Here is a 26,814-nt window from a genome sequence, read left to right as displayed (position 1 = left end):
TGGCGCGAATGGAAAGATCAGCAAACGATGAATGCCAAAGCGATATTGTCGGCGGGAAGTCCGGAGGAATGCCTGGTCAGTGGCGAATACCCTCTGACCCGCCGCGACCTGTCGGAAATTGCCGCGCTGATTCATGCTGATGCCGGCATCGCGCTCAACGAAGGCAAGGCGTCACTGGTCTATTCGCGTCTGTCGAAACGCCTGCGGCGCATCGGATTGACAAGTTTTCGCGACTATTGCCAGTTCGTCGGTACGAATGAGGGGCAGGCGGAACGCCGCGAAATGCTCTCGTCGCTGACCACGAATTTCACCAAGTTCTTTCGAGAAAACCACCATTTCGAATATCTCGAGCGCACCGTCCTGCCGCCCCTCGTGGCGCGGGCCCGGGCCGGCGGCCGGGTGCGGATCTGGTCGGCCGGCTGTTCCGACGGCTCCGAACCCTATTCGATCGCCCTGACAGTGCTGCGGGCAATGCCGGAAGCGGCCTCCGCAGATTTCAAGATTCTCGCCACCGACATTGATCCGAAGATCCTCGACAAGGCCCGAGCCGGTGTCTACGAGACTGCGGCACTCGAGACGGTCGATCCTCTGACCCGCAAACAGCTTTTCCGCAAGGTATCCGACAGCGCTTTTGGCATTGACGGCAAGGTCAAGGCGTTGATCACCTATCGCGAACTCAATCTGATGTCGCAATGGCCCTTCAGAGGCCCGTTCGACATCATCTTCTGCCGCAATGTCGTGATCTATTTCGATGAGCCGACACAGGTGCGCATCTGGCGGCGCTATGCAGACATGCTGGCGCCCGGCGGACATCTCTTCATCGGCCACTCCGAACGCTTGTGGGGCGAAGCGAAAGCCTGTTTCGAAAATGTGGGCATCACCACCTACCGTCGCTGCCAGGGGGAGAACCCGAAATGAGCAGAGCCACCGTTCTCATAGTCGATGATTCACCCACCATGCGCGGCTTGATCCGCGCGGTTCTGGCCGATGATCGCGAGATTGATGTCGTCGGAGAGGCCGGCGACGCGATGGAGGCGCGCGCCGCCATCAAGAAACTCAATCCCGATGTCATCACACTCGATGTCGAGATGCCGAATATGAACGGGCTCGAATTTCTTGAAAAGATCATGCAATTGCGGCCCATGCCGGTCATCATGGTCTCGACCCTGACCCATCGCGGCGCTGAGGCGACGCTGGCTGCACTCGAGATCGGCGCCTTCGACTGCGTGGGAAAGCCGATCCCCGGCGAGGCCGCCCCGTTTGCGCAACTGGCCGAGAAGGTCAAGGCGGCGGCCCGGTCGCAGCGCCATCGCAGCCCGGAAGTCGCCGAGATCTCGCCTCCGGCACCCGGCGCTCCTCCCGCGGTGGCAGGTGACAGCTATCGGCCGTCCCGCAAGATCGTCGGCATCGGTGCCTCGACCGGTGGTGTCGAGGCTCTGATTGCGGTGCTTACGAAATTCCCGGCCAACTGCCCGCCGACGGTCATTACCCAGCACATGCCGGCGTCCTTCACCCGCAGTTTCGCTGAGCGGCTGAACCGCCTGAGCAAGCCGATCGTCAAGGAAGCCGAAGACGGTGATCGCCTGGAGATTGGTCGCGTCTATCTGGCTCCCGGCGGCGAACGTCATCTCGAAGTCACCAATCCCGCAGCGCCAACCTGCCGCTTGGTGGCACGAGATACGGTCAATGGCCATCGCCCATCCGTCGATGTTCTGTTCAACTCCATCGCCGAACTGGCAGGCAGCCGGGCCGTTGGCGCCATTCTCACCGGCATGGGGCGCGATGGCGCCCGCGGCCTGATGCGCATGCGCAGCGCCGGTGCTCACACGATCGGTCAGAACGAAAAATCCTGTGTCGTCTACGGCATGCCGCGGGTGGCCTTCGAGGAAGGCGCCGTCGTCACACAATTACCGCTTAATGCGATTGGAGAGGAAATTCTTCGATCAACCACTGCTCGCAAGGATAGGGTCGCGTAAATGTCTATCGCACAGAAGATCAAGGTTCTCATTGTCGACGACCAGGTCACCAGTCGCCTTTTGCTCGGCGACGCACTGCAACAGCTTGGTTTCAAGCAGATCACTGTTGCCGGCGACGGAGAACAGGGTTTGAAGATCATGCAGCAGCAGCCGCATCATCTCATCATCTCGGACTTCAACATGCCGAAAATGGACGGGCTCGGCCTGCTTCACGCAGTGCGATCGTCGCCGGCAACAAAGCGGGCGGCATTCATCATGCTCACCGCCCAGGGCGACCGCGCGCTGGTGCAGAAAGCGGCGGCTCTCGGCGCCAACAATGTTCTCGCCAAGCCATTCACCATCGAAAAAATGCAGGCCGCTATCGAAGCGGTATTCGGGGCTCTTAAGTGAATCAAACAGTGCCGCCGCGGCGGATCCATGTCATCCAGGGCGAGTTCAAGGTCTCGGACGATCCATCGGTCGTCCTCTGCACCATTCTCGGCTCCTGTGTCGCCGCCTGCCTGCGTGATCCGGTGGCAGGCATTGGCGGCATGAACCATTTTCTCCTCCCCGGGACGGCGGAATCCTCCGGCCTGTCAACCGGCAGCGAGGCGACACGCTACGGCGTGCATCTGATGGAGTTGCTGATCAACGGTCTGTTGAAGGCCGGCGCCGACCGCGACCGGCTGGAAGCGAAGATCATCGGAGGCGCCCGGACCATCGCCACATTCTCCAATGTCGGTGAGCAGAACGCCGTGTTCGCCCGCAGCTTCCTGCGTGATGAGGGCATCCGCATTGTCGGCTCCAACATCGGCGGGGACTATGGACGCAAGCTCGAATACTGGCCCGTCAGCGGCCGCGCCCGGCAGATCCCCCTGACCGGCGCTGAAACACAAAAAACCGTCGCCGAGGAAAACGCGAAACCGCGGCCACAGGCAGACAAACCGGTCGAAACAACGATCGAATTCTTTTAGGGAAAGGCGCCAGCATGACGACCACGAAAGACAGCGGCAAAGGCGTTGGCGACCCGTTGTTCGACGTTCTCGGGCGGGTCGGAAACGAACTGCGCGATGTCGCTCTGCTGATCGAGCGTCTCGAGCCGATGCTGTCGAACGAGCGCTCAACCGAATATTTGCGCACGCCGGAGCATATGCGGCTCGTGCAGGGCATCGATCTGGCGGTGCAAAAGGCGCGGGGTCTGGCTGCCTTCATTGATTGCATCGGCTCTGACATCGCCGTCGAGGAAATCGTCGACATCACCACGGCGCTCAATCTGGTGACCCTCGCCGACATGAAGCGCCGGCTGCAGGCGCCTCGCATCGAGCATGCGGAGCCGGCCGTTTCCGCCGAACCCTGCAAGGTGGCCGCCGGCGATCTCGACTTCTTCTAGAAAGCCGCTTCGCCCGTCACCCCCTGACTGCCACCCCTGATTGCCCTGCCCACGCGCCGGACGGATACGCACTCTCGCCGTGTATGAATTGCGGAGCCGCAAGGCAGCTCGCATGTGCCGCAGAAAACCCTCGCGCAAGTTTCACTTTCTACGGTGCGCGGGGAGTCCATCGGGGGCAGTCGATCCCCGAGGCAAATTGGCGGGCGTGACTACAGAATGAATCTGTCGGAACAGCTATCACAAATCGGTAAAAATCTGGCTGGATTGGGTCAGGCGCGGCTTATCGGCCTTGCCGGTGTCGGCCTTGCTGCACTGATGCTGATCATCACAGCCGGAATCTTTCTCAACAAACCGACCAGCGAGACGCTTTATATCGGCCTGTCCGGTGAAGACGTGGCGCAGATCTCGCAAGCGCTGGCCGAAGCCAATATCGACTTCAGCACCGGTTCCGACGGTGCCAGCATCATGGTCCCGGCCGGTATGACCGGCAAGGCGCGCATGTTGCTCGCCGAACGTGGCCTGCCATCCTCGAACACGTCCGGCTATGAGCTCTTCGATCAGGTCGGATCGCTCGGCCTGACCAGCTTCATGCAGGAGGTGACACGGGTGCGCGCGCTCGAAGGCGAGATCGCCCGTACCATCCAGGCCATCAATGGCATTTCCGCGGCACGTGTGCACATCGTCATGGCCGATCGCGGCAACTTCCGGCGCGGCGAGGAAAAACCGTCAGCCTCGGTGATGGTGCGCACCAACAATGCCGGGGTCAACCGCACCGCTGATTCGATCCGTCATCTGGTGGCTTCTTCCGTGCCGGGGTTGAGCATCGATGATGTCACCGTTCTCGATGCCACTGGCAAGCTGCTCGCTTCGGGCGATGATTTTTCCAATTCCAACGTCAATCGTTCCTTGTCGATCGTTCAGCTTGTCCAGAATGAAGTGCAGAACAACATTGACCGGGCCCTGGCGCCGTTCCTTGGGGTCGAGAACTTCCGCACCAGCGTCACGGCCAATGTCAACACCGACACGCAGCAGATTCAGGAAACGATCTTTGATCCTGAATCACGCGTCGAGCGGTCAACGCGGGTCACGCGCGAAAACCAGCAGTCCAACCAGTCCGCCACCCAGGCTCCGTCTTCGGTGGAGCAGAACATTCCTGATCAGGTGCCTGCTGCCACCGCCGGGCCGAAATCCAGTGACCAGGCTGAACGCAAGGAAGAGCAGACCAACTACGAAATCAACCAGAAGACCATCAACACCGTGCGCAACAGCTATTCGGTCGAAAAGCTCTCGATCGCCGTCGTCGTCAACCAGGCGCGCGTGGCGGCCATGCTCGGTGGCGATCCGACCGAGGAGCAGATCAACGCCTACATGGCCGAGCTGCGCCGCATCGTCGATACGGCTGCCGGCCTGAATACCGAGCGCGGCGACAATGCCTCGATCACGACGATGGAGTTTCTTGCCAGCGAGTTGCTGACCGCCGATGCCGCCAAGCCGGGCTTCTTTGATGCCCTCGCGACGCAGATCGGTACATTGATCAACGCCCTGGCCTTCATCGCGGTCGCCGCGCTGCTGGTGTTCTTCGGTTTCCGCCCGCTGCTCGGCACGACATTCGGCCGCAAGGCGATTGCGGCACCGGAAAGCGAAGAGGACGCGGATGATATCGGCCTCGAGCTGCCCGACTTCAGTCCGCCGACCATGGGTTCCGGCACCGGCGTGCCGATCGAGGGTTTCGGCGCTGATTTCGGCTTCACCGAGGAAGAGCCGGCCGGCGAACTCGAGGTCGAAGAAAGCAGCACCTTCAACAAGCGTGTCAAGGAAGGCCCCGAGCGCCGTCTGGCACGCATGGTCGAAATCAACGAGGAACGTGCCGCAAAGATCCTCAGGCAATGGGCCTCCGACGCAGCGTAATAGAGATGCCAAACCCGTCTGGCGCCGACGATCAGTTGGTAGCGGGCGGCGAGCGTGGCTATACGCAGCCTTGCCCGCCAATAAATTTGAAATTCACAGCATATTGAATTGCAGCTTTGCGCCGGTCGGCTGCAAGCATGGCGCGCTTGATCTGGCGAGCGAAAATCTGCATTCTTTCAACAAGATGGAAGAGAGTTGCGGCAACGAAGACCATCGCTAGATTGTTGAAGTGACTCTGCGTCAAGCAATTCGCCTGAGCAGCTGACAGAATATTTCCTCTGTAATATCCAAGAAACTATTCTGATTTTTTGGTAGCACCAGAACATATCGTGTGTGCAGTAGTGATTCGCCCGGGTCCGGGTGATCGACGTATCGGTGGTCAGGACGGCGGCGGGGCCATCCTCTCTTGGTCCGATGGCTGAGGCATTGCCGACCCGGCGTGAGGGGCACGACCGCTTCGATGGGACCGAGGCGGATGGAACAAGGGGACGTTGTGTTAACGCGGGGCACATTTCTGGAATCGTTGCATCGAACGCAGGACTGCGGACGGATGAGCGCTGGGATGGATCTCGTCTGCGAATACGCCAGCGCCTCCCACTATCTTGTCGCCCGATATGATCACCAGACGGACCGCCAGATGGACAGCATCCTGTGTTCGAACTGGCCATTCGATCTGGTCCGGACGCTCGGCATCTCTTTGATCAACGCCTATGTCCGCAACAATGAGTTTCAGCGCTGCATTGCTGCCTATGAACCCACATTCACAGAAGCCGGACCGGAATTTGCGGTACCGCCTGGTCTCTCCCGGCGGGTATGTCAGCTTCCGTTCAATGCCGGCGAGGCCCGTCTGATCCTTCTGGTCCTGTTTGCAGATGGCCTGTTTCTGTCCAACGACCGTTTGCGCGATGTTGCCGTCGCGGTGTCCTATCACGCCGCCAATTTTCCAAGCGCGACCGGGCGCTCGAACCAGGCGGCCGAACTCACTGAACGCGAGATCGAATGCCTCTCGTGGATCGGCGAAGGCAAGACAAGCGATGAGATCGCGTTGATTATCGGGATATCGCGCAACACCGTGAACAATTACATCACCTCGATCATGAACAAGACCGGCGCTCGCACCCGCTCCGAAGCGGTTGCGTTTGGTGTGCGTCACCAGATCATCTAGACGAAGGGAAGGGACCGGTATGGCGTATGTCGACAATGTCACCAATGACAATCCGGCTGGCCCGCCCGTGCCGCGCATCGTCGGCGCGATCTCCGATTTGTACCCGCGCGCTGCTTCTCTTCAGCGCATCGCCAATGCCGAAGCCTTTGCTCTGCTTTCCGTTCGCGCTGCGACCGCGATCAGTCCCGGCCAGCATACGGTGTTGCTCGAAAGCGGCAGCGAGGCGCCTGCGGCGGCTCTTGACGAAATGCTTTCGCTGCATCGCCCGACACTGCTGTCGCATCTGTGGAAGTCACCGGTGCCGCTTTATTTCGATGCCCGGACGATTCGGCCCCTGGCCCCGGCCGATAGTGCGGCGGCACTTTCGGTGTCGGATGGCGGAGCCCCTTTCGGCATGGCTTTCCCGGTCCATCTCGGCGCGATGGGAAATGGCTACACGGCGCTTTTTGGCATCCGGACCGAAGTGACGGCGGATTTCTGCATTGATCTGCACCGCAAGTCAGTGACCTTGCTGCGTGAGGTTCTCAAGCTCGAATTCTCGTCCCTGGCAACCGGCGATGTGCTCAGCGATCGGGAAATCGAATGCCTGCAACTGGTCGGCGATGGTTTGAAAAGCGAAGCCATCGGCGCGCGGCTCAAGCTTTCTGTCCATACCGTCAACGCCTATCTGAGCTCCGCAACCAGCAAGCTTGATGCGGTCAACAGGATCCAGGCGATCGCCAAGGCGATCCGGCTTGGTCTGATCGGCTAAACAGACCACCGGCGTGATGTGGCCTGACGGCCCGGGCCAGGGCGAGGGTCAAGCGCCTGGATGGGCACCAATCACCATCGCTCCCGGCAAGGGCCGGTAAACAACGCTGGCAAGAGCTTCGACAAGAAATGACGTGTTCGTCGCCGCGTCACAGGCGGGGTCGTCAAACGTGATATGGCTGATTTCGACACCGGCGCGCTCATGTTCCAGTGTCAGGCGGACATAGATGGTAACGCCGGCCGGCCGGATTTCCAGATCGAGAACGATCTTCGGCTCACCGCTCCAGTCGAGGGCATAATCACCGCCGATCCCCAACGTCACGATGCCGGGCAGAAAGAACAGCTCTGCTGCCGTGGCGACGAGGTCAGACAGGTCCGCGTGACGTTCAAAACGAAGCATCGAGATCAGGTCAGCGACATCGATCATGCGCAATTCGCTGGCCACTGGCCAGAGAGCGTCAGCAATGATCTTTTCGCGATCCCGGGACTGGAAACTGGGCTTCATCGGTTGTGGCTCGCATTTGGTGATTTCGAATTCTGGGAATAGATGCGGTGCACCAATTCAGCGACCGCCTTGTAGAACGCCGCCGGGATGAAACTATCCACCGAGACTTGCGCAAACATTGAGCGTGCCAAAGGTGGATCCTCGAAAACCGGAATGTCGTTGTCCTCGGCAATCTCGCGGATCTTCAGCGCAATCAGGTCGACACCCTTGGCCACGACCACCGGCGCCCCGCCTTCACCAGGCACATATCGCAGCGCCACGGCGTAGTGGGTCGGATTGGCGATAACCAGCGTCGCCCGCGGCACCTGCGCCATCATCCGCTTGCGCGCCCGGTCGCGCGCCAGTGAGCGTTGCCGCGCCTTCAGGATCGGGTCGCCATCCGACTGCTTCATCTCGTCCTTGATTTCCTGACGCGTCATCTTCAGATCCGTATGCCAGGTGTAACGGGTCCAGAGCACGTCGAGCACGGCGAGAATGGCGGTTGCAGCGAGGACGACCGAAAGCACCTTCGCCGCCAGACGGGCCATTTCCGGCGCGATGATTCTCGGATCGGAGAACATGTCGCTCAATGCGGCGAAATATTCTCCCCGCATGACCATGGCAATGACGGCGGACACAACAAGGATCTTGACCAGCGACTTGCCGAATTCGAACAGTCCCTTGGGACCATAGATGCGCTTGAAACCACCAAACAGGGAAACGCGCTCGAGCTTTGGCTGAATACGATCAAGCACCGGGCTCGGCATGTTCTGCAACACCGATGCAGCGATGCCGAATCCCATCAGCAAAGCAAAGGCGGGCAGCAAGATCTGGCTCGACGCTCCGAAAAGGTTGGAGAACAGTGCGACGGCATCGCCGCCGTTGGTCAGCCGCAGGTCATCGGATTTCTCGAAGACATCCTTCAACTGCTCGGCAAAACCACCGGCGGCTCCGGGCAGGAAGAAGATAACATAAATCAGGATGGCCAGCGTCGAGGCAAAGATCGGCACTTCGCGCGAAAACGGCACATTGCCCTTGTCGACCGCATCGCGAATCTTCTTTTCGGTCGGTTCCTCGGTTTTGCTTTCTTTGTCGGGCGCTTCGCTCATCGCATTGGCTGCCTGACTGAGGTCAGGCGGCAGCCTTGTCGGCGGCGGGCTCTTCACGCAGCGTCAGTTGTCCCTCGCCTGCCAGGCGAATGGCCTCCTGTGCAATGGTTCGGCGCGCCACGGCGATTTCGCGCGGGTTGATGTTGCTGTCGCCGGCTGCCAGATCGGATTCTATCATCCGCCGCTGCCGGGCACCGATTGCCGACAGCACTGCTTCGCGCAAGGTGTCATCCGTACCGCGCAGCGCCATGAGAATGACATCGCCGGAGATATCGTTGAGCAAGGTGGCGCGGCTGCGCGCCGGCATGTTGCGCAGATCGTCGAACAGGAAGATGCGCGGACGGACTTTTTCGACGTCGCGCTTGCTGATCGTTTCCAGATCTCCGAGCAGGCTGTCCACTTCCGTCTTGGACAACTCGTTCATGATATCCGCCACCTTGGCCGTGCCCAGGCTTGCCTTCTCCGCTTCCAGTTCGCTGACCAGTTCGGCAACCCGTTCCTCGATAATCCGTGCTGCGCGCGGATTGACCTGTTTGAGATTGACGGCCCGGTGCACGATGTCGCTGCGCCGCTCGTCGGCGAGCTTCATCAGCGTCTTGCCGGCGAAAGCCGAGGGCAGCATTGAAACGACATAGGCGGCCGTCTGCGGGTGTTCGCTTTCCAGGAACTGGCCGACGCGCGCAGGGTCGGCCTCCTGCAGCCGGTCCCAGACAGTCATTTCCAGAGACTGGAACTGCGTCCGGCGTCCCAGCAGACCATCGACTTCGTCGGGTGTCAGGCCCTCTTCGAGAATGCCCTCCATCGCCTTGGCATTGTCCATCAGGCCGGTGCCTTCGCTGAACAAATCTTCAAATTCGTTGACCAGTTGCACCAGTTCCTGCGGTGGGATCGTGCGCAGGTTCTGAGCGCGCTTGATGATCTCCTGCAACTCTTCGTGCGCGAAGAATTTCAACAGTTTGCCCGCGACGGGTTTGCCCATCGCCAAAAGCACTGCCGCAGCCTTTTCGGGGGCTGACAGGGGGGTGACGCCGAGCGAATTGTAGGTACCGTCTGCGAAAGCATCCATGGCTTCAGTCCTTTTTCGCAGGCGTGCCGTAGACTTCGATCATCTTGATGCCGAAGCGTGTCTCGTCGTCTTCGAGCACCGTGATTTCGCCGCGTCCGATCAGTTTCCCGTTGACCGTGATTTCCACGGGTTCGCCGATCTTGCGGTCAAGTGCGATGGTCGCGCCTTCTGACAGATCCATCAGCGCGGACACGGACATCCGGCTCGAACCGAGGATGATCTGAACATCGACCGGAATATCGAGAATGACATCCATGCGCGTCGTTGCGCCACCCGGAGCGCTGCCGGCCCGCGAGCCGGCTGCTGCAAATGTGCTGGCCGATGCGGCGCTGAAATCGTCAAGTCCGCCGAGCCCGCCCTGGCTGCTCCCCTCCGGCGAATCGCCAAGATCGAAGGGATCGCTCGGCGTGGCGCCAGTATCTGCAAAATCAGCACCGAAATCTGCGCCGGCAGCACCGGCTGCGAACGCGTCCGGTTCTGCACCGAGATCAGGGAAATCACCGCCCAGCCCGCCGTCGCCAGTCAGGTCCGGGGCCCCGTCATCCGCCGCGAAATCTGCACCGATCTCACTTTTCGAGGCTTCTGCACCACCCATCAATTCCGCCTCTTCATCATTCACGATCGGCAGCTCTCCCGCGTCCTTCTTCAGAACGCCGCGCAGACCGTCGACTTGCTGGTCGATCTCTTGGTCATGTGGCGCTTCAGCGCCCGCGGAAACATCCGCTGCGGTGTCGGTAAATTCGTCGAGAGAATTCTCTTGTGCCATGTGCCTGTTATCCCGTGTGAAGCTTGCCCGGACCCTGTGCGGCCGACGGCGTTCGGGCCATCGAAGCGCCGGTACCGCTAGACGAAGGCTTCACGCCATTCATCATCCGGCCCGGCCGGACCCTCGATGCGCACCATGTAGCGCTGCCCCTTGCGGCCCAGGGCACAGCGGTAGATGTCCTTGCCATTGCTGCCGAGCGTCACCGCCATGCCACCGTCCTCGTTGAACGGGATGATGTCGCCGGGCTGCAACTGGCTCAGCCGCTCCAGCCGCAGGTGGTCAAGCTCGATCCGTGCCTCGAGTTTGACGGTCGATCCAGCCAGACGCTTGTTCAGGCGCTCCTTCCAATCGGCTTGCGCTTTCACTTCCTCGGGTTTCAGCCGGAGCCGCGGCGCCGGCCGCACGCGCAGCAGCGCCGATTGCGGCGCGACGATGGTCAGCGGCACGCTGAAGGACGCGAATTCGAGCGTGAAGCCAATCGCGGCGGCATGAAAGTCTTCGAGCAAGTCGTCTTCGGCATCCGGAATCTGCAGTTTCGGCTTGCCGGCAGCGTTGCGCGACCGGCCATCGTCGATGCCAATCGCTGCCCGCAACGTCGCGGTCACCTGTTCGAAGATCACCACTGACATCTCAAGTTCGATCGTCGACAACGGCCGTTCGGTAATCTGCACCGCCTCGGGATCAGCGCCACCCAGCAGGCATTCGACCAGCACGGTGATGATTGGAGCCCCGCAGAACAGGCCAAGCCCGTCAGACCAACCCCGCAAGGCGGCCGGACAAAAGGCCGCTTCGGTGATCTTTTCGCCCCACAGGGCGCGGCGCCGGCCTGTGGTAACCGGCCCGCTGCGGACATCGATCTCAAGTCCGGTGGCACGCCCCAGCGCCTCTTGCAGGGCCGGGCCGATCGATGCCTGGTACAGCGCACCGCGCTCGCGCATCTCGCTTGCGGTACCGAGCTTGCGCGTCATACGGTCGAGCAGATCGGCCGGCATGCGCGTTGCATCGCTGGCGGTTGCGGCAGGGGGTTGTTTTACGCTGCGGGTGGCCATGGCGTCACGCCGCCTTGGCGTCGCTGCCGCCCGGATTCATCATTTCCTGCTCGACGGCGTCGATCGACGGGCGCTCATAGGCGGAAATGGTCTTGCGCCCGTGCTCGAGCGCCACCTGCGGCACCGATCCGTTCATGTAGGCGATCAGCGTCTGTTTGACGATGACATACAGGCGGTTTTGCTTGGTGCGGACAACCTTGATGTTGTTGGCGATTGGCGAGAAAACCGAATAGGACAGGAAGACGCCGAGCATCGTGCCCACCAGTGCTGCCCCGATCTTGCCGCCGAGCACCTCCGGCGATTCGTTGATCGATCCCATTGCCTTGATGACGCCGAGAACAGCGGCAACGATGCCGATCGCCGGGCAGGATTCCGACATCACCGAGACCGCGTTGTAGGTCTTCAGCTTGTCGGTGGAGATCGTCTGGATCTCCTCATCCATCAAGGCTTCGATTTCGTGCGGGCGGGCATTGCCGACAATGATCAGCCGCACGTAATCGCAGATGAAACTGGTCAGTTCCTTGTTCTTCAGAACGGTGGGCGCCGATTGAAACAGCTCGCTTTCCTCGGGATTGTCGATGTGCGTCTCGATCTCGTTGCGCGATTTGGTGCGCAGATCCCGCATCAAGGTGTAGAGAATGCCGAGCGTGTCGAGATACTGACGTTCCTTCGGGACCTTGTAGGTGAACGCTTCGCCGAGCGCCTTGCCGGTATCCTTGATGGTCTTCACCGGGTTGGCCATGATGAAGCCGCCGATCGCCGCGCCGCCGATGATCACCAGTTCGAATGGCTGGAACAGCACATCGAGATGGCCGCCCATGGCCATGTAGCCGCCGATGATGCAGCCCAGGGTAATCACGAGGCCGATGATTATGTTCATGTCAGTGACCGCCAGTTGAACCTTTGACAGTTTTCTAGGCGGTCAGGCTTGTGTGAAACTGGCTGGCGAGGGCTGGCTGGCGGCAGAATCGACAGCCTCGCACAAGACAAATCCCTCAGGATGGCCGGGCGAACCATATGACCGCGCGGCAACTGTGATCCGTCTGCGGTCGGTGACAAAACCAGGTGGGGACAACCGGCTGTGACGACGACCTACACGAGTTACACCTTGATCACCAACGACTTGGCGAGATCCATCGAGCGCGTCGCGCAAGAACCGCAGGTCGAGCGGGAGACGGAATACTACCTCAGCCGGATCGGCGAGATTAAGTCGATCGATGATTTCATGGCCGACGACCGCATCTACAACTATGCGATGAAAGCGTTTGGTCTCGAAGACATGACCTACGCCAAGGCGTTCATGCGCAAGGCGCTGACCGAAGGGGTCGACAATGACGACGCCTTTGCCAAGCAATTGTCCGACAGCAAGTACACCGCTTTTGTCGAGGCCTTCAATTTTGCCCGGCATGGTGGAGCAGCCACAGTCTTCGGCCGCGCCCAGCAGGACGTCGTTGACAAGTATTTGCGCCAGACGCTCGAAGAGGAGGTCGGGGAGGACAACACCGGTGTGCGCCTGGCGCTCTACTTCGAGCGCAGCGCAGCCGACATCACCTCCGCCTATGGCATCCTTGCCGATGAGGCGATTTACCAGGTCGTCCGCACGGCACTCGGGATTCCCGATGAATTCGCCGGATCGGACGTCGACAAGCAGGCCGACTTTCTCGAGAGCAAGATCGACATCGAGGATTTTCAGGATCCGGACAAAGTAACGCGATCTCTGCAGCGTTTCACCGCCATGTGGGAGATCGACAACCCCTCCTATGGCAGCTTCGATACCAGCTTGATGCTGTCATCATCGACGGGTTTCGGCATTTCCGAGGATCTGATGCTTGCCATCAACACACTCAAGCTGGGAGGCCGCTGATGGAATCGTCCCTTTATGTCTCGATGTCGGCGCAACTGGCGCTGGAGCGCCGCCTGACGACGATTGCCGACAATGTCGCCAATGCCAATACGGTCGGCTTTCGCGCCACCAAACTGACTTTCGGTGAGATGGTCTCGAGCCTCGGCGCCGACGATGTTTCCTATGTCAGCCGCGGCGAAGATTTTCTCTCGACGATCAGCGGCGGACTGCGGCAGACAGGCAATGCCTTCGACTTCGCAATCAACGGTGATGCGTGGTTCCAGGTTGAAACCCCGACCGGCCAGATCCTGACCCGTGACGGTCGTTTCAGCATGTCCGCGGAAGGTGAACTTGTCACGCTCGCAGGCCATCCGGTGCTTGATGTCGGCGGCGCGCCTATACAGCTCAACCCGGCGGCGGGGGCGCCTGAAGTTGGCAAGGATGGCGGCATCTATCAGGATGGCCGCCGAGCTGGCCAGCTCGGCCTGTTTACCGCCGACTTTTCACAGGGATTTCAGCGTGTCGGTTCCCTCGGCGTCCTCTCGGCCATCGATCCCGAACCGGTGGTCGACCGTACGGATGTGGGTGTCACACAGGGATACCTCGAGGATTCCAACGTCAATCCCGTCTCGGAGATGACCCGTTTGATCATGGTGTCACGCGCTTTCGAGAACACCTCGATCATGATGCGCGATTCCGAGGCGTCCCTGAAGGAAGCGATCAAGGTGCTGGGCAGCGGTCGTTGACCGGTGGGCACGGGACGGATTGTGCCATGAATGATGCGAGCATCGCGCCTCGGGCTTCAGTAAAATGACAGGGCAAGACTGATGGCGGGTCGGGCAACATTGCAGGCTTTGGCAGAGGTGACCGACCAGTTCGCCGACGCCGGACGGAGCATCGAGATATCCGGCAAGGTGTCCGCTGCTGCTGCCGGAAACTATACGGTCTCGGGTCTGTCGCGTCATCTGCGGCTTGGAGAACTTGTCGAGTTTCGCCGCCGGGGCTCACGCCGCCTGGCGGAAGTCGTGCGTTTGGATCCCGACCTGGCCACCGTCTGTCCGATCGAGGGAGCGGCAGGCGATGCAGCGGCCATCGGCGAACGGGTGTGGCGCCGCGGCCCGTTCACGATCGCTCCCGATCCAAGCTGGTGTGGCCGCACCATATCTGCGCTCGGCGAACCGGTTGACGGCCTTGGTCCCCTCATCGCCGGCGCCCACGACCGCCGGATCGACGCGCCGCCGCCCCAATCCATGCAGCGCGACCGGGTGAATGAGCCGATCCGCACCGGCGTCAAGGTGGTCGATATTTTCACGCCGATCTGTCGCGGACAGCGGCTTGGCGTATTTGCCGGGTCGGGAGTCGGCAAATCGACGCTGCTGTCGATGTTCGCTCGCGCCGCCGACTTCGACCGGGCCGTCATCGCGCTGGTGGGGGAACGCGGACGCGAAGTGCGCGAATTCATCGAGGACACACTCGGCCCGCACATGGCCAAGACCGTGGCTGTTGTCGCCACCAGCGATGAAAGTCCGATGCTGCGCAAGATGGCGCCGCTCACGGCGATGACCGTTGCAGAGCATTTTCGCGACGCCGGCGAAAACGTCCTGCTGATCGTCGACAGCCTGACGCGCTTCGCCCATGCCTTGCGCGAGGTGGGGATGGCGGCCGGCGAGCCACCGGTGGCGCGCGGGTATCCGGCCTCGGTGTTCACCGCCTTGCCCGGCCTCTTGGAGCGCGCCGGTCCCGGGCGACAGGGCAAGGGTGCCATCACCGCCATCGTCTCGGTGCTGGTTGACGGCGACAATCACAATGATCCGGTGGCCGATTCCGCACGCGGCATTCTCGATGGTCATCTGGTGCTCGACCGGCGTCTTGCCGATGAGGGACGCTACCCGCCGGTCAATCCGTTGACCTCGATCTCCCGCCTGGCCCGCAAAGCCTGGCGCGGCGATGAGGAAACGCTCGCCATCAAGCTTCGGCAGCTGATTCATCGCTATGAGGAAACCAGCGATCTCCGCCTCCTGGGTGGGTACCGCGCGGGGACCGATCCCGATCTCGACATGGCCGTCAAGCAGGCCCCGGTGATCTACCAGACCCTGCGCCAGGGGCCGGATGACCCGCCATGCCCGGATGCATTCGCCGAACTGGCAGAAGCGATGAAGACCGCCGCCGGCGTGCCGAAGGGACAACGATGAAACACAGCGACGGACAGACGGAGGACCAGAGCGCCATGAGCGACCATGATGTGGAGCCCGATCGCCACATGCGCAGGCAGCCACGTCGCGACAGCGATCGCGTCTTGATTGTGGTCGGTTTCACCATCGCCGCCGCCGCCGCACTCTTCCCGTGGTATGTCTTCTTCAACCACGGACAGTTCAGCGCGGTCCCGGCCCTGTGGAACAGATCCCAGGGTTTGCCGGAAAAGCCGGGACGGGTTCTCGCTGATGCAGTGCCGCGAGCCGGCAGCGCGACCGACAAGGATGCGGTCCGCGATTTCGACGACATCACCACCGCGACGGTCGGAGAGCCGTCCGAAAGCGATGCCAAGGGGCCGCGCCCGCAATTGCTGGAGGATCCCCTCTCGCAACCCTTTCCAGCGGTCCGCGATTTCCGGTTGCTGCACGTCGCCAACGGTCGTGCCTTGATTGAGGACGCTTCCGGAATATTCGTTGTCCGCCAGGGCTCGGTGCTGCCTGATCAGTCTACGCTGACGGCAATGGAGGAGCGGCAGGGCCGCTGGGTGCTCGTCACATCACGAGGCCAGGTCGTCAGCCAGCAGTGATTCTGCCGATGCTTGCCGTCCCAGCCGCGCCCGGCGCCGTGGTGTGAGTGATGGCAAGTTACACACAAGCCTGCTGCCCTAGCCTTGATGCTTCAGGAAGGACGATCAATTCATGCAGCCGATCCAGCTCTTTGCCATAGCTTCAGAACAGGCGCACTGGCTGTCTCTTCGGCAGTCCGTGGTTGCCGGCAACATCGCCAACGTCAACACCTCCGGCTATGCGGCCCGGGAGGTAGAGCCCTTCGAGAGCGTATTGCAGGACACCGGCATTCGCATGGCGACGACGCATCCGGCTCACCTGGCCGATGACTCCATGCGCAGCTCGGTGAAGACGGCGAGCATCGTGGCTGACACCGAGGTGCTGCCGTCCGGCAATAGCGTCAATCTGCCTGATGAGATCGCCAAGACATCGGAAATCAAACGGGCCTACGAGATGAACACCGGCCTCATGAAGAGCTTTCATCGGATGATGCTGATGACGGTGAGGCGCTGACAATGGACCCTCTTACGCTTTCTTCGCGCATCGCGTCTTCCGGCCTGAAGGTCCAGGAAACCAGGCTGCGTATCATTTCCGAGAACATGGCAAATGCTCAGTCGACCGGCGAAACGGCAGGTGCCGATCCCTATCGCCGCAAGACAATTTCCTTTGCTGCGCATCTGGATCGAGCCACTGGCGCATCGCTGGCCGAGATCGGGCGCGTGACGCAGGACCAGACCGATTTCGAGGTCGAATACGACCCGGGACACCCGGCTGCGGACGACCAGGGCATGGTGAAATTGCCGAATGTCAACATGCTGATCGAGCTGTCGGACATGCGCGAGGCCAACCGCGCCTATGAGGCCAACCTGCAGACCATCAAACAGACGCGTGAGTTGATTTCCATGACACTAGATCTGCTGAGGGCCTCACAATGATAGACCTCGTCGGCGGCGTCGCGGGCAAAGCGGCAAGCCAGATCCTCAAAGAGGTACTCGACACCACCGGCAATACGCCAGCGGCCCCCTCTGCAGGCACCGCGACCGGCCCCTCCTTCTTCGACGCCTTGCAGTCTGTCGGAAACGGGGTCGTGGCCGATCTCAAGGGAGCGGAAACGCAATCCTTTCGCGCGGTGGCCGGAGAAGCGAACCCCCGCGAGCTTGTCGATTCCCTGATGAATGCCGAGCAATCGCTGCAGACCGCCATCGCTATCCGCGACAAGCTTGTCACCGCCTATCTCGAAATCTCACGAATGCAAATCTGAGGATGACGCCATGAAGGCACTCGCCATCGCTGCCACTGGCATGAACGCCCAGCAGCTCAATCTCGAGGTGATCGCCAACAACGTGGCGAATATCAACACCACGGGTTTCAAGCGCGCCCGCGCTGAATTTTCCGATCTTCTGTATCAGGTCGAGCGCAATCAGGGTGTGCCCAATGCGGCCAATCAGGCGATCGTCCCGGAGGGCGCTCATATCGGTCTTGGTGTGAAGACCGCGGCCGTGCGCAATCTGCACATTCAAGGCTCGCTCATCGGCACTTCCAACAAGCTCGACATGGCTCTGATCGGCCGCGGCTGGTTTCAGATCGAGGATCCGGCGGGCAACACCCTTTACACGCGGGCCGGAACGTTCAACACCAATGCCGAAGGGCAATTGGTGACCATCGACGGTTATACGGTTGTTCCCGGTGTCACCTTTCCCGAAGACACCAGCGAGGTAGTGATCACCCGCAGCGGCCAGATTTTCGCCCGTCTCGGCAATGATGTCGAACTGCAGGAGCTTGGCCAGTTGACCCTTGCCAACTTCGTCAACGAAGCCGGTCTTGAGCCGATGGGCGACAATCTCTTTGCCGCCACCGAAGCCTCCGGCGATGCCATCGTCGGCGTTCCCGACGATCCGGGCTTCGCGCATATTCAGCAGGGATATCTGGAAGCATCCAATGTCGATCCGGTGAAGGAGATCACCGATCTGATTTCAGCGCAGCGCGCCTATGAGATGAATTCCAAGATCATTCAGGCGGCCGATGAAATGGCGTCGATCGTCAGCAAAAATCTCAGATAGCGGGAGCCGGGGCGAACATGATGTTTGGCCGCACCATCAAGATCTTTCCAGCCTGCACAGCGCCGCTTCTGGCGCTGACGCTGGCTGTGCTGCTCGCCGCGGCCGGTCCCGCAGCCGCCGCACCGAAGATTGCCCTCGTTCCCGAACGCGTCATCTATCCCGGCGAAGAATTGACCGGTCAGATGGTTCGCCCGGTCGAAGTGCTCAATCCAAACCTCGCCGCCGGCTACGCCTCTCAGCTGGATGAAATCCAGGGCATGGTCGCCACCCGCACATTGCTGCCCGGCCGCACGATTCCGGTCGCCACCCTGCGCCAGGCCTGGGCTGTCGAGCGCGGCGCGCCGGTGGTGTTGATCTTCGCTGATTCCGGCCTGTTCATCACGGCGCCCGGCACGCCATTGGAAAATGGCGCCGTCGGCGATCTCGTCCGCGTCCGCAACACCGATAGCGGCGTCATCGTCTCCGGAACCATCATGAACGACGGCACGATCAAGGTGGTGCGCAAATGACGCTCTGGCAGGCCTGTCGCGCGGTTATAATCTCGCTGTTCATTGTCTCGGCCGGCCTGCACCAGCCGGCACAGTCCGCATCGCGCATCAAGGACATCGCCGCTTTGCAGGCGGCGCGCGATAACCAGCTGATCGGTTACGGCCTCGTCGTCGGCCTCCAGGGCACCGGCGACAGCCTGCGCAATTCGCCGTTTACCGAGCAATCATTGCGCGCCATGCTGCAGAATCTCGGCATTTCGACAGAGGGCGGTGCCAGCCGCTCGAACAATATCGCAGCAGTTATCGTGACCGCCAACCTGCCGCCCTTTGCTACCATTGGTGCACGGATCGACGTCAGCGTCTCCTCGCTGGGCGATGCGACCTCGCTGCGCGGCGGCACATTGGTGATGACTTCGCTGTCGGGTGCTGATGGCCATGTCTACGCGGTTGCGCAAGGCTCGGTGATCGTCTCCGGACTGACCGCAGAAGGGGACGCCGCCACCTTGCAGCAGGGCATTGCAACCAGCGGCCGCCTGCCCGCCGGCGCCACCATCGAACGCGAGATCCCGGCGCATTTCAAGCAGGTCGACGGACTGGTCTTCCAGCTCCGCAACCCCGACTTCAGCACGGCGGTCGGGATTGCCGACGTGATCAATGCCTATGCTTCGACCCGCTATGGCCAGGCGATCGCCGAAGCGCGCGATTCGACAACCATCGGCGTGCGCAAGCCCGCACGTGCCGATCTGGCAAGGCTCATGGCGGAACTCGAAAATCTCATCGTCGAGACGGACACACCTGCACGCGTCGTGGTGAATGAACGCACGGGCACCATCGTCATTGGCAATGATGTGCGCGTCTCGCAAGTGGCGGTCAGCCATGGCACGCTGACCGTAAAGGTCAATGAAACGCCGACGATCGTGCAGCCGGCGCCCTTCTCCGACGGGGTCACGGCCGTCGAGCCCCTGACCGAGATCACCGCCGGCGTTGAAGGCGGCCAGGTCGCCATCATAGACGGACCCGACCTGCGTACGCTGGTGGCCGGTCTCAATTCGATCGGCGTTAAGCCGGACGGCATCATCGCCATACTGCAGGGCATCAAGTCGGCTGGTGCGTTGCAAGCCGAACTGGTTCTGCAATGACCGGCGGCGCGCTCCCTTGGTCGGCATGGGCCGGACTGCGCCTGGCAGCCGCCGCGCTCTGTGTGCTGGCGGCAACGCATGCTTTCGCCGCCGAAGATACGGCAGGGGCGGAGACTGTCGAGGCGCAAAGCGCCGAGGCCAATCCGAACGACCGGCTGGGCGGCAAGCTCGATCCGCAACTGCCGCAGACCACGGGCAGCGAAGTCGAAAACTATTGCGCCAATATCGTCGATGAGGCCCGCGACCAGCGTTACCTGCGTCAGAAACAGGAGCTTGAAGACCTGCAAAAGCGCGTCGATGAGCGGATCGCCCTGATGCAACAACGCAGCGATTATTATCGCGAATGGCTGGCCAAGCGGGAGAAGTTTCTCGAGGTCGCCGAAGGCACGCTCACCGAGATCTATCAGAAAATGCGGCCCGATTCGGCGGCCGAGCAGCTTTCGCTCATCCATCCGTCGGTCGCCGCCGCCATCGTCATGAAACTCAGCCCCCGGCTCTCCAGTCAGATCCTCAATGAAATGGAAGCCAAGAAGGCAGCGTCGCTGGCCAGCATCATCGCAGATGCGGCGTCCAGAGAACTGCCGAAGGATCCGACATGATCAAGCAGGCTACTCTCATTGCTGCAGGACTGCTGCTCGCGGGGTGCAGTTCCCAAACGTTGAAAGAGGTTGGAAGAGCGCCGGATATGAGCCCGGTCGGCGCCGGCCTGGCCTACGCTTCGACCCCCGAAATGGCGATGTATCCGAAAAAGCCGCCGCACCGCGCCAGCACCTTTTCACTCTGGGACGACCGGCAGTCGAAACTTTTCACCGATGCGCGCGCCAACGCCATTGGCGACATTCTCACGGTCGATCTGCAGGTCAACGATCAGGCCAGCTTCGACAACGCCACGGACCGCAGTCGCGTCAATTCCAGCGGGATCAGCGCCGGCGTTGCCATTCCGACCTTCGGCGCGGAAGGCGAGGGCAGTGTTGATTACGGCTCCAATACATCGACGTCAGGGGCCGGCTCTACCGTCCGCTCGGAAAAACTGCAGTTGAAGATTGCCGCGGTTGTCACCGGCATCCTGCAGAATGGCAATCTTGTCATTTCTGGCTCCCAGGAGGTCCGGGTCAACCATGAACTTCGCATCTTGAACATCGCCGGCATCGTCCGGCCGCAGGATGTCGACCACAACAACACCGTGGCCTATGACAAGATTGCGGAAGCACGCGTCTCCTACGGCGGTCGCGGCCGTCTGACCGAGGTACAGCAGCCGCCGGTCGGCCAGCAGCTGATCGACATATTGTCGCCGATTTAACAGCGGATCCGAGCATGGCCGAAGCCGACATCGCGAATTTTGGAGAGGATACGCCGCCCGAAAGGAAATCCGGGCTGCTGTTCACTCTCGCGGCTGTCACCGTGCTGTCCCTTCTCGGCATCGGCGGCGGCTGGATGCTCGGCACGGTACTGGCCCCATCGGTCGAAAACCGCCAAGAGCCTGTCGAGCAGGCGCAGATGGTCGGCTACAGTTCCAAGGACAAGCGCGGCGAGGACGACGAGCCGCTGCGCCCCAATCTGTTCGGACTGGAGCCGTTGACGACCAACCTGTCCTATCCGGCCGACAACTGGGTGCGCATTGAGGCGGCCCTGTTGTTTCGCGACGCCCCCGACCAGCGGATCGCCGACGAGATTTCCGAGGATATCCTTGCTTATTTGCGCACTGTATCCCTTCAGCAGATTGATGGACCACGCGGTTTCCACTATTTGCGTGAGGATATTGCAGAGCGGGCGCGGCTGCGCTCGGAGGGTCAGGTGACCGACGTGATAATCCGGACCTTTGTGATCGAATGATCCGCTTTCTGATCATCCTTGCCGGTGTGGTGGCCGCTCCGACTGCCGCCCTGGCGCAGGGATTTGACCCCGGCCTGTTCCAGACGCCGGTCGATGGGTCGGTGGCCAGCTGGATCATCCGGACCTTCGGGCTGCTGACCATTCTGTCGATCGCGCCCGGCATTCTCATCATGGTCACCAGTTTTCCGCGCTTCATCATCGCCTTTGCGATCCTGCGCTCTGGCATGGGCCTGCAATCAACGCCGGCGAACATGATTCTCGTCAGCCTCGCATTGTTCATGACCTTCTACGTCATGGCGCCGACCTTTGACCGCGCCTGGAACGAGGGCATCAATCCGCTGCTCGAGAACCAGATCACCGAGCAGGAAGCGCTGAGCCGGATTTCGGACCCGTTCCGCGACTTTATGCTGATCAACACGCGACCCAAGGATCTCAACCTGTTTGTCGACCTCGCCGACGAGCGCGGCCAGGCGACCGAAACCGAGGGCGTGGTCGATCTTCGGGTCCTCATTCCCGCCTTCATGATCTCGGAAATCCGGCGCGGCTTTGAGATCGGGTTTCTTGTCGTCCTGCCATTTCTGGTGATTGACCTTGTGGTTGCGACCATCACCATGTCGATGGGCATGATGATGCTGCCGCCGACCGCGATCTCCTTGCCGTTCAAGATCCTCTTTTTTGTCTTGATCGATGGTTGGAATTTGCTCGTCGGCAGTCTGGTGCGCTCTTTCACCTGAGCACTCTCTCTGCCTTTGCAGTGTCCGGCGGTTCAGCCCGTTCGAAAGGTGCCGAACCAGCGGCTTAACGCTCTGTAAAGCATAAATAAATTATCGCTGGTTGTGCTTCTGGATTAATCAATCTGAAAGGGCGCGATGCAACTATGTTGCCAACATGACACAGCGGATCCGGGTCGGAAGTGACGGGATCTTTCAGGCATGATGCCGACCGTCATCACCGGTAGACGAGTTAGTCCGGTATGTCCCTCTCAAGTATTGCATAATTAAGGGGACACTCCCAATGACAAGCATTCTGACCAACAGTTCGGCCATGGCGGCGTTGCAGACTCTGCGCTCCATCAGCACCGATATGGACACCACACAGTCGCGCATTTCCTCCGGTTACCGGGTGAATTCGGCTGCTGACAACTCGGCCTACTGGTCGATTGCCACCACCATGCGTTCCGACAACAAGGCCCTGTCGACAGTGCAGGACGCCCTCGGACTTGGCGCCGCCAAGGTCGATGTCGCCTACACCGGTATGGAGTCGGCCATTGAGGTCGTCACCGAGATCAAGGCCAAGCTGGTTGCCGCGCGCGAGCCCGGCGTCGACAAGACCAAGATCGATGCCGAGCTGACCGAGCTGAAGAACCAGCTCTCGTCGATCGCTGAATCCGCGTCGTTCTCTGGCGAAAACTGGCTGAACAACACGTCAACCACCGCTGCTGGCACCAAGGAAATCATTGGTGGCTTCAACCGCGATTCCGCTGGCCTCGTGTCGCTGACCACGCTTGATGTCGATGTGAGCGGCACCACGCTGATCGGCGCCGCCAACGAGAGCCTCGGCATTCTGACCAAGGATTATGATGCCAATGCGCTTGATCCGGACGCCACCGGTACCACAACCCGCAACTATTACCTGATCGATACGGGTACGACTACGGGAACGGCGGCGACGGGTGCAGGGGTGTCACTGTCAGACACGACGACCGACTCCGAAGTCGAGGATATGATCCGTGTCGTCGATTCAATGCTTGCCGACATGACCGACTCCGCCTCCAACCTTGGTGCGGTCAACAAGCGGGTGTCGATGCAGAAGGACTTCGTCTCCAACCTGATGGATTCGATCGACAAGGGTGTCGGCATGTTGGTTGATGCCGATATGAACGAGGAATCGACCCGGCTCAAGGCGCTGCAGACCCAGCAACAGCTCGGCATCCAGGCGCTGTCGATTGCCAACTCCAACTCGCAGAACGTTCTGTCGCTGTTCCGATAAGCGACGACCGCCCGACCTCCAGTCGGTGAACCACGCCAGGATCCGGTCCTGGCGTGGTTTTTTGTTCACTTGAAACATACCGACCAGTTGGTATAGAAAGATACGAACAGCCTCCTTGAATAAACAAGCGGGCAAGGTCGTGCGCATGCGAGCATACATGGTCAGCACCGGCCTTCAGTTCCTCGAGGAGAAATGACATGAGCAAACTGGTCAACTGCCTGTGGTTTGACCACGGCGAAGCGCGCAAGGCGGCCGAGTTCTATGCCGCGATATTTCCTGATAGCCACGTCGATCGCGTCAATGCCGCGCCGACGGACTACCCTGGCGGGCAGAAGGGCGATGATCTGACCGTCGAATTCACCGTACTCGGCAGGTCGTTTCTCGGATTGAACGGGGGACCAACCTTCACACCGAACGAAGCGGTCAGTTTCATGGTTCTGACCGAGGATCAGGAGGAAACCGACCGCTACTGGAACGCCATTGTCGGCAATGGCGGTCGTGAGAGTGCCTGCGGCTGGTGCAAGGACCGTTGGGGTCATTCCTGGCAGATCACGCCGATCCGCCTGATGCAATTGACGACATCGGCTGACATCGGTACGGCGCAACGGGCCATGACTGCGATGATGACGATGCAGAAGATTGACATCGCGGCCCTCGAAGCCGCTGTAGCGGGCCGATCAGTTTAAATTTCAGCGGCGACGTCAATCTCAGTGCTTTAAACCTTCGGTAACCCTAACCCCCTATTAATAGGCTATTGAATGGTGGGCCAAAGCGAAACATGCGTTGAGCTTGGCTGGCATGATGTCTTTCCGCTATTTCCGGTAGAAACACTCCGGAATGTCCCAGTAAGTCGTACGGGGGACACGCCCATGACAAGTATTATGACGAATACCGCTGCAATGGCTGCCTTGCAGACCATGCGCACGATCAACGCCGAGATGGAAACGACGCAAGCGCGTATTTCCTCTGGCTATCGCGTCGGCTCTGCCGCCGACAACTCCGCCTATTGGTCGATCGCCACCACCATGCGGTCCGACAACAAGGCCCTTTCAACGGTCAACGACGCGCTTGGGCTCGGTGCCGCTAAGGTCGACGTCGCCTACACCGGGATGAACTCGGCTATCGAGGTGGTCTCCGAAATCAAGGCCAAGCTGGTCGCAGCGCGCGAACCGGGTGTCGACAAGACCAAGATCAACAGCGAAATCACCGAGTTGAAGAATCAGCTTTCTTCCATTGCTGAATCGGCCTCATTTTCCGGTGAGAACTGGCTGAATCATACCGGCACTGCAACCGCCACGGACAAATCGATCGTTGGTGGCTTCAACCGCAATGTCAGCGGTCAGGTGACGATCACGACCCTCGATATCTCGGTCTCAAGTTTGACCCTGGTTGGTGCCGACAACGAAAGCCTTGGCATTCTGACCAAGGATTACGACGCCAACGCGCTTGATCCCGACGCCACCGGTACTACAACCCGCAATTATTACCTGATCGACACGGGCACCACGACCGGTACCGCCGCGACGGGAACGGGTGTCGCCCTGACATCGACGACGACCGACTCTGAAGTCGAGGACATGATCCGCGTCGTCGACGCAATGTTCGCCGACATGACCGATGCGGCGTCCAGCCTCGGCGCAATCAACAAGCGTGTTTCGATGCAGAAAGACTTCGTTTCGACGCTGATGGATTCCATCGACAAGGGCGTCGGCATGTTGGTCGATGCCGACATGAACGAGGAATCAACCCGGCTGAAGGCGTTGCAGACGCAACAGCAGCTGGGCATCCAGTCGCTGTCGATCGCCAATTCGAACTCGCAGAACATTCTCTCGCTGTTCAGATAGCAGCGATGATTTAGCCCGGCCGCGCCGGGGTCGATACCAGGGGCCGCTGTCACAGCGGCCCTTTCTCTTTTGCAACTCTGTGAATCCGTGTTAACCCACGATTAACCATGCTTGTTTACAACAAGCTAACCAACGACAAGCCGGCAGGGCAAAAATGCCGGTCCGCATGATGCGAATTTCGTCGTTGCCGGCAGGCCGGCATTTCCCCTCGGGCAATTTAAAGGGGCTGACTAATGGCCAGCATCATGACGAATCCGGCGGCAATGGCCGCCTTGCAGACCCTCCGTGCAATCAACAGCGAAATGGAGACGACGCAGGCGCGTGTGTCTTCCGGCTACCGCGTCGAATCAGCCGCCGACAACGCGGCCTATTGGTCGATCGCATCGACGATGCGCTCCGACAACAAGGCACTTTCGACGGTCAAGGACGCCCTTGGACTCGGCGCCGCCAAGATCGATGTCGCCTACACCGCGATGAATTCGGCCATCGATGTCGTTTCCGAGGTCAAGGCGAAGCTGGTCGCAGCGCGCGAGCCAGGCGTCGACAAGACCAAGATCGACAGCGAAATCGCCGAACTGAAAAATCAACTCTCCTCGATCGCTGAATCTGCATCATTCTCCGGCGAAAACTGGCTCAATCACACCGGCGCGACGATTGCCGGCGACAAATCCATCGTTGGCGGCTTCAACCGCAATGTCAGCGGCCAGGTGACGATCACCACGCTCGACATCACGGTCTCCAATCTCACACTGGTCGGAGCCGCGAACGAGAGCCTCGGCATTCTGACCAAGGATTACGACGCCAATGCGCTTGACCCGGACGCCACCGGGACGACGGCCCGCAACTACTTCTTGATCGATACGGGCTCGACAACGGGCACCCCAGCAACCGGCACGGAAATCAGCCTGTCATCGACGACCACGGACGCGGAAGTCGAAGACATGATCCGCTCGGTCGACGCCATGTTCGCGGCCATGACAGATGCGGCATCCAGCCTCGGCGCGATTCAGAAGCGTGTCACCATGCAGCAGGATTTCGTGTCCAATCTGATGGATTCGATCGACAAGGGCGTTGGCATGCTCGTCGATGCTGACATGAACGAGGAGTCGACCCGGCTCAAGGCGTTGCAGACACAGCAGCAACTGGGCATCCAGTCCCTGTCGATTGCCAATTCCAACTCGCAGAACATCCTCTCGCTCTTCCAGAACTAGTGGCTT

At 60.5% G+C, this 26,814-nt stretch carries 33 protein-coding genes; 26 read left to right on the top strand and 7 right to left on the bottom strand.

What is annotated here, in order from left to right; all coding sequences use genetic code 11:
- Window positions 1–27 precede the first annotated feature (27 nt).
- The 6 genes from KY465_RS08880 to fliF all read left to right on the top strand — a co-directional run bounded on the left by KY465_RS08880 (window position 28) and on the right by fliF (window position 5,253).
- A complete protein-coding gene (locus KY465_RS08880; RefSeq protein WP_219201306.1) occupies window positions 28–918 on the top strand; it encodes a protein-glutamate O-methyltransferase in 891 nt (296 codons plus the stop codon).
- Window positions 915–1,976, top strand: coding sequence for a protein-glutamate methylesterase/protein-glutamine glutaminase (locus KY465_RS08875; protein WP_219201305.1), 1,062 nt, complete (start codon window positions 915–917; stop codon window positions 1,974–1,976). The genes KY465_RS08880 and KY465_RS08875 overlap by 4 nt, the downstream gene beginning before the upstream one ends.
- A complete protein-coding gene (locus KY465_RS08870) occupies window positions 1,977–2,366 on the top strand; it encodes a response regulator (protein WP_219201304.1) in 390 nt (129 codons plus the stop codon).
- Window positions 2,363–2,929, top strand: a complete 567-nt coding sequence (gene cheD, locus KY465_RS08865; protein ID WP_219201303.1) for a chemoreceptor glutamine deamidase CheD — start codon at window positions 2,363–2,365, stop codon at window positions 2,927–2,929. Before KY465_RS08870 ends, cheD begins: the two co-directional genes overlap by 4 nt.
- Before the next feature lie 14 nt (window positions 2,930–2,943).
- Complete coding sequence (locus KY465_RS08860; RefSeq protein WP_219201302.1) at window positions 2,944–3,345, top strand: hypothetical protein; 402 nt, start codon at window positions 2,944–2,946, stop codon at window positions 3,343–3,345.
- 216 nt (window positions 3,346–3,561) lie between these two features.
- Window positions 3,562–5,253 carry a flagellar basal-body MS-ring/collar protein FliF gene (fliF, locus tag KY465_RS08855; protein WP_219201301.1) on the top strand — a complete coding sequence of 564 codons (1,692 nt, stop codon included), beginning with the start codon at window positions 3,562–3,564 and terminating at the stop codon, window positions 5,251–5,253.
- Window positions 5,254–5,311: 58 nt separating this feature from the next.
- Here the strand turns inward: fliF and KY465_RS08850 are convergent, their stop codons facing one another.
- Entirely contained in the window at window positions 5,312–5,497 is a 186-nt protein-coding gene (locus tag KY465_RS08850) for a hypothetical protein (RefSeq protein ID WP_219201300.1), read from the bottom strand.
- Between the two features lie 216 nt (window positions 5,498–5,713).
- Between KY465_RS08850 and visN the strand changes: the two genes are divergently transcribed.
- A complete protein-coding gene (visN, locus tag KY465_RS08845) occupies window positions 5,714–6,418 on the top strand; it encodes a transcriptional regulator VisN (RefSeq protein ID WP_428982966.1) in 705 nt (234 codons plus the stop codon).
- A 19-nt stretch (window positions 6,419–6,437) separates the two neighbouring features.
- Window positions 6,438–7,169 carry a helix-turn-helix transcriptional regulator gene (locus KY465_RS08840; protein ID WP_219201298.1) on the top strand — a complete coding sequence of 244 codons (732 nt, stop codon included), beginning with the start codon at window positions 6,438–6,440 and terminating at the stop codon, window positions 7,167–7,169.
- A 48-nt stretch (window positions 7,170–7,217) separates the two neighbouring features.
- Here KY465_RS08840 and KY465_RS08835 read toward each other — a convergent pair whose 3' ends face one another.
- From KY465_RS08835 to motA, 6 genes are all read right to left on the bottom strand, one after another.
- Complete coding sequence (locus tag KY465_RS08835; RefSeq protein ID WP_219201297.1) at window positions 7,218–7,673, bottom strand: hypothetical protein; 456 nt, start codon at window positions 7,671–7,673, stop codon at window positions 7,218–7,220.
- Complete coding sequence (gene flhB / locus KY465_RS08830; RefSeq protein ID WP_219201296.1) at window positions 7,670–8,761, bottom strand: flagellar biosynthesis protein FlhB; 1,092 nt, start codon at window positions 8,759–8,761, stop codon at window positions 7,670–7,672. The genes KY465_RS08835 and flhB overlap by 4 nt, the downstream gene beginning before the upstream one ends.
- A 22-nt stretch (window positions 8,762–8,783) precedes the next feature.
- Complete coding sequence (locus KY465_RS08825; RefSeq protein WP_219201295.1) at window positions 8,784–9,827, bottom strand: flagellar motor switch protein FliG; 1,044 nt, start codon at window positions 9,825–9,827, stop codon at window positions 8,784–8,786.
- A 4-nt stretch (window positions 9,828–9,831) separates the two neighbouring features.
- A complete protein-coding gene (fliN, locus tag KY465_RS08820) occupies window positions 9,832–10,593 on the bottom strand; it encodes a flagellar motor switch protein FliN (protein ID WP_219201294.1) in 762 nt (253 codons plus the stop codon).
- Window positions 10,594–10,670: 77 nt separating this feature from the next.
- Window positions 10,671–11,642 carry a FliM/FliN family flagellar motor switch protein gene (locus tag KY465_RS08815; RefSeq protein ID WP_219201293.1) on the bottom strand — a complete coding sequence of 324 codons (972 nt, stop codon included), beginning with the start codon at window positions 11,640–11,642 and terminating at the stop codon, window positions 10,671–10,673.
- Between the two features lie 4 nt (window positions 11,643–11,646).
- Window positions 11,647–12,522 (bottom strand): flagellar motor stator protein MotA, encoded by an 876-nt coding sequence (gene motA / locus KY465_RS08810; protein WP_219201292.1) that lies wholly within the window; start codon window positions 12,520–12,522, stop codon window positions 11,647–11,649.
- A 201-nt stretch (window positions 12,523–12,723) separates the two neighbouring features.
- On the opposite strand from motA, the gene KY465_RS08805 reads away from it, so the two are divergent.
- From KY465_RS08805 to KY465_RS08720, 18 genes are all read left to right on the top strand, one after another.
- On the top strand, window positions 12,724–13,506 hold the full coding sequence (locus KY465_RS08805; protein WP_219201291.1) for a DUF1217 domain-containing protein: 783 nt from the start codon (window positions 12,724–12,726) through the stop codon (window positions 13,504–13,506).
- Window positions 13,506–14,231 (top strand): flagellar basal-body rod protein FlgF, encoded by a 726-nt coding sequence (flgF, locus tag KY465_RS08800; protein WP_219201290.1) that lies wholly within the window; start codon window positions 13,506–13,508, stop codon window positions 14,229–14,231. Before KY465_RS08805 ends, flgF begins: the two co-directional genes overlap by 1 nt.
- 81 nt (window positions 14,232–14,312) lie before the next feature.
- On the top strand, window positions 14,313–15,677 hold the full coding sequence (gene fliI / locus KY465_RS08795; RefSeq protein WP_219201289.1) for a flagellar protein export ATPase FliI: 1,365 nt from the start codon (window positions 14,313–14,315) through the stop codon (window positions 15,675–15,677).
- On the top strand, window positions 15,674–16,264 hold the full coding sequence (locus KY465_RS08790; RefSeq protein ID WP_255561534.1) for a flagellar protein: 591 nt from the start codon (window positions 15,674–15,676) through the stop codon (window positions 16,262–16,264). Before fliI ends, KY465_RS08790 begins: the two co-directional genes overlap by 4 nt.
- A 112-nt stretch (window positions 16,265–16,376) precedes the next feature.
- The gene (flgB, locus tag KY465_RS08785) at window positions 16,377–16,757 is read left to right on the top strand and encodes a flagellar basal body rod protein FlgB (protein WP_219201288.1); all 381 of its coding nucleotides are present in this window, start codon (window positions 16,377–16,379) and stop codon (window positions 16,755–16,757) included.
- A 2-nt stretch (window positions 16,758–16,759) separates the two neighbouring features.
- Window positions 16,760–17,179: a flagellar basal body rod protein FlgC gene (flgC, locus tag KY465_RS08780; RefSeq protein WP_219201287.1), complete on the top strand. Its 420-nt coding sequence runs from the start codon at window positions 16,760–16,762 to the stop codon at window positions 17,177–17,179.
- Entirely contained in the window at window positions 17,176–17,505 is a 330-nt protein-coding gene (gene fliE / locus KY465_RS08775) for a flagellar hook-basal body complex protein FliE (RefSeq protein WP_219201286.1), read from the top strand. The genes flgC and fliE overlap by 4 nt, the downstream gene beginning before the upstream one ends.
- 10 nt (window positions 17,506–17,515) lie before the next feature.
- Window positions 17,516–18,304, top strand: coding sequence for a flagellar basal-body rod protein FlgG (gene flgG, locus KY465_RS08770; protein WP_219201285.1), 789 nt, complete (start codon window positions 17,516–17,518; stop codon window positions 18,302–18,304).
- 17 nt (window positions 18,305–18,321) lie between these two features.
- Window positions 18,322–18,813, top strand: coding sequence for a flagellar basal body P-ring formation chaperone FlgA (gene flgA / locus KY465_RS08765; RefSeq protein ID WP_255561533.1), 492 nt, complete (start codon window positions 18,322–18,324; stop codon window positions 18,811–18,813).
- On the top strand, window positions 18,810–19,931 hold the full coding sequence (locus KY465_RS08760) for a flagellar basal body P-ring protein FlgI (protein ID WP_219201284.1): 1,122 nt from the start codon (window positions 18,810–18,812) through the stop codon (window positions 19,929–19,931). The genes flgA and KY465_RS08760 overlap by 4 nt, the downstream gene beginning before the upstream one ends.
- Window positions 19,928–20,530, top strand: coding sequence for a MotE family protein (locus KY465_RS08755; RefSeq protein ID WP_219201283.1), 603 nt, complete (start codon window positions 19,928–19,930; stop codon window positions 20,528–20,530). Before KY465_RS08760 ends, KY465_RS08755 begins: the two co-directional genes overlap by 4 nt.
- Window positions 20,527–21,231, top strand: a complete 705-nt coding sequence (gene flgH, locus KY465_RS08750) for a flagellar basal body L-ring protein FlgH (RefSeq protein WP_219201282.1) — start codon at window positions 20,527–20,529, stop codon at window positions 21,229–21,231. The genes KY465_RS08755 and flgH overlap by 4 nt, the downstream gene beginning before the upstream one ends.
- A gap of 14 nt (window positions 21,232–21,245) precedes the next feature.
- On the top strand, window positions 21,246–21,764 hold the full coding sequence (locus KY465_RS08745) for a flagellar basal body-associated FliL family protein (protein ID WP_219201281.1): 519 nt from the start codon (window positions 21,246–21,248) through the stop codon (window positions 21,762–21,764).
- Window positions 21,761–22,498, top strand: coding sequence for a flagellar type III secretion system pore protein FliP (fliP, locus tag KY465_RS08740; protein ID WP_219201280.1), 738 nt, complete (start codon window positions 21,761–21,763; stop codon window positions 22,496–22,498). Before KY465_RS08745 ends, fliP begins: the two co-directional genes overlap by 4 nt.
- Window positions 22,499–22,778: 280 nt before the next feature.
- The gene (locus tag KY465_RS08735; RefSeq protein ID WP_219201279.1) at window positions 22,779–23,753 is read left to right on the top strand and encodes a flagellin N-terminal helical domain-containing protein; all 975 of its coding nucleotides are present in this window, start codon (window positions 22,779–22,781) and stop codon (window positions 23,751–23,753) included.
- A gap of 197 nt (window positions 23,754–23,950) precedes the next feature.
- Window positions 23,951–24,439, top strand: coding sequence for a VOC family protein (locus KY465_RS08730; RefSeq protein ID WP_219201278.1), 489 nt, complete (start codon window positions 23,951–23,953; stop codon window positions 24,437–24,439).
- Between the two features lie 183 nt (window positions 24,440–24,622).
- Complete coding sequence (locus KY465_RS08725; RefSeq protein ID WP_219201277.1) at window positions 24,623–25,597, top strand: flagellin N-terminal helical domain-containing protein; 975 nt, start codon at window positions 24,623–24,625, stop codon at window positions 25,595–25,597.
- 233 nt (window positions 25,598–25,830) lie between these two features.
- Window positions 25,831–26,808, top strand: a complete 978-nt coding sequence (locus KY465_RS08720) for a flagellin N-terminal helical domain-containing protein (RefSeq protein ID WP_219201276.1) — start codon at window positions 25,831–25,833, stop codon at window positions 26,806–26,808.
- Window positions 26,809–26,814: the final 6 nt, after the last annotated feature.

It is taken from the genome of Neohoeflea coraliihabitans, from assembly GCF_019334345.1.
GTDB lineage: Bacteria > Pseudomonadota > Alphaproteobacteria > Rhizobiales > Rhizobiaceae > Pseudohoeflea > Pseudohoeflea coraliihabitans.
This window is presented reverse-complemented; position numbering and strand designations above follow the sequence as displayed.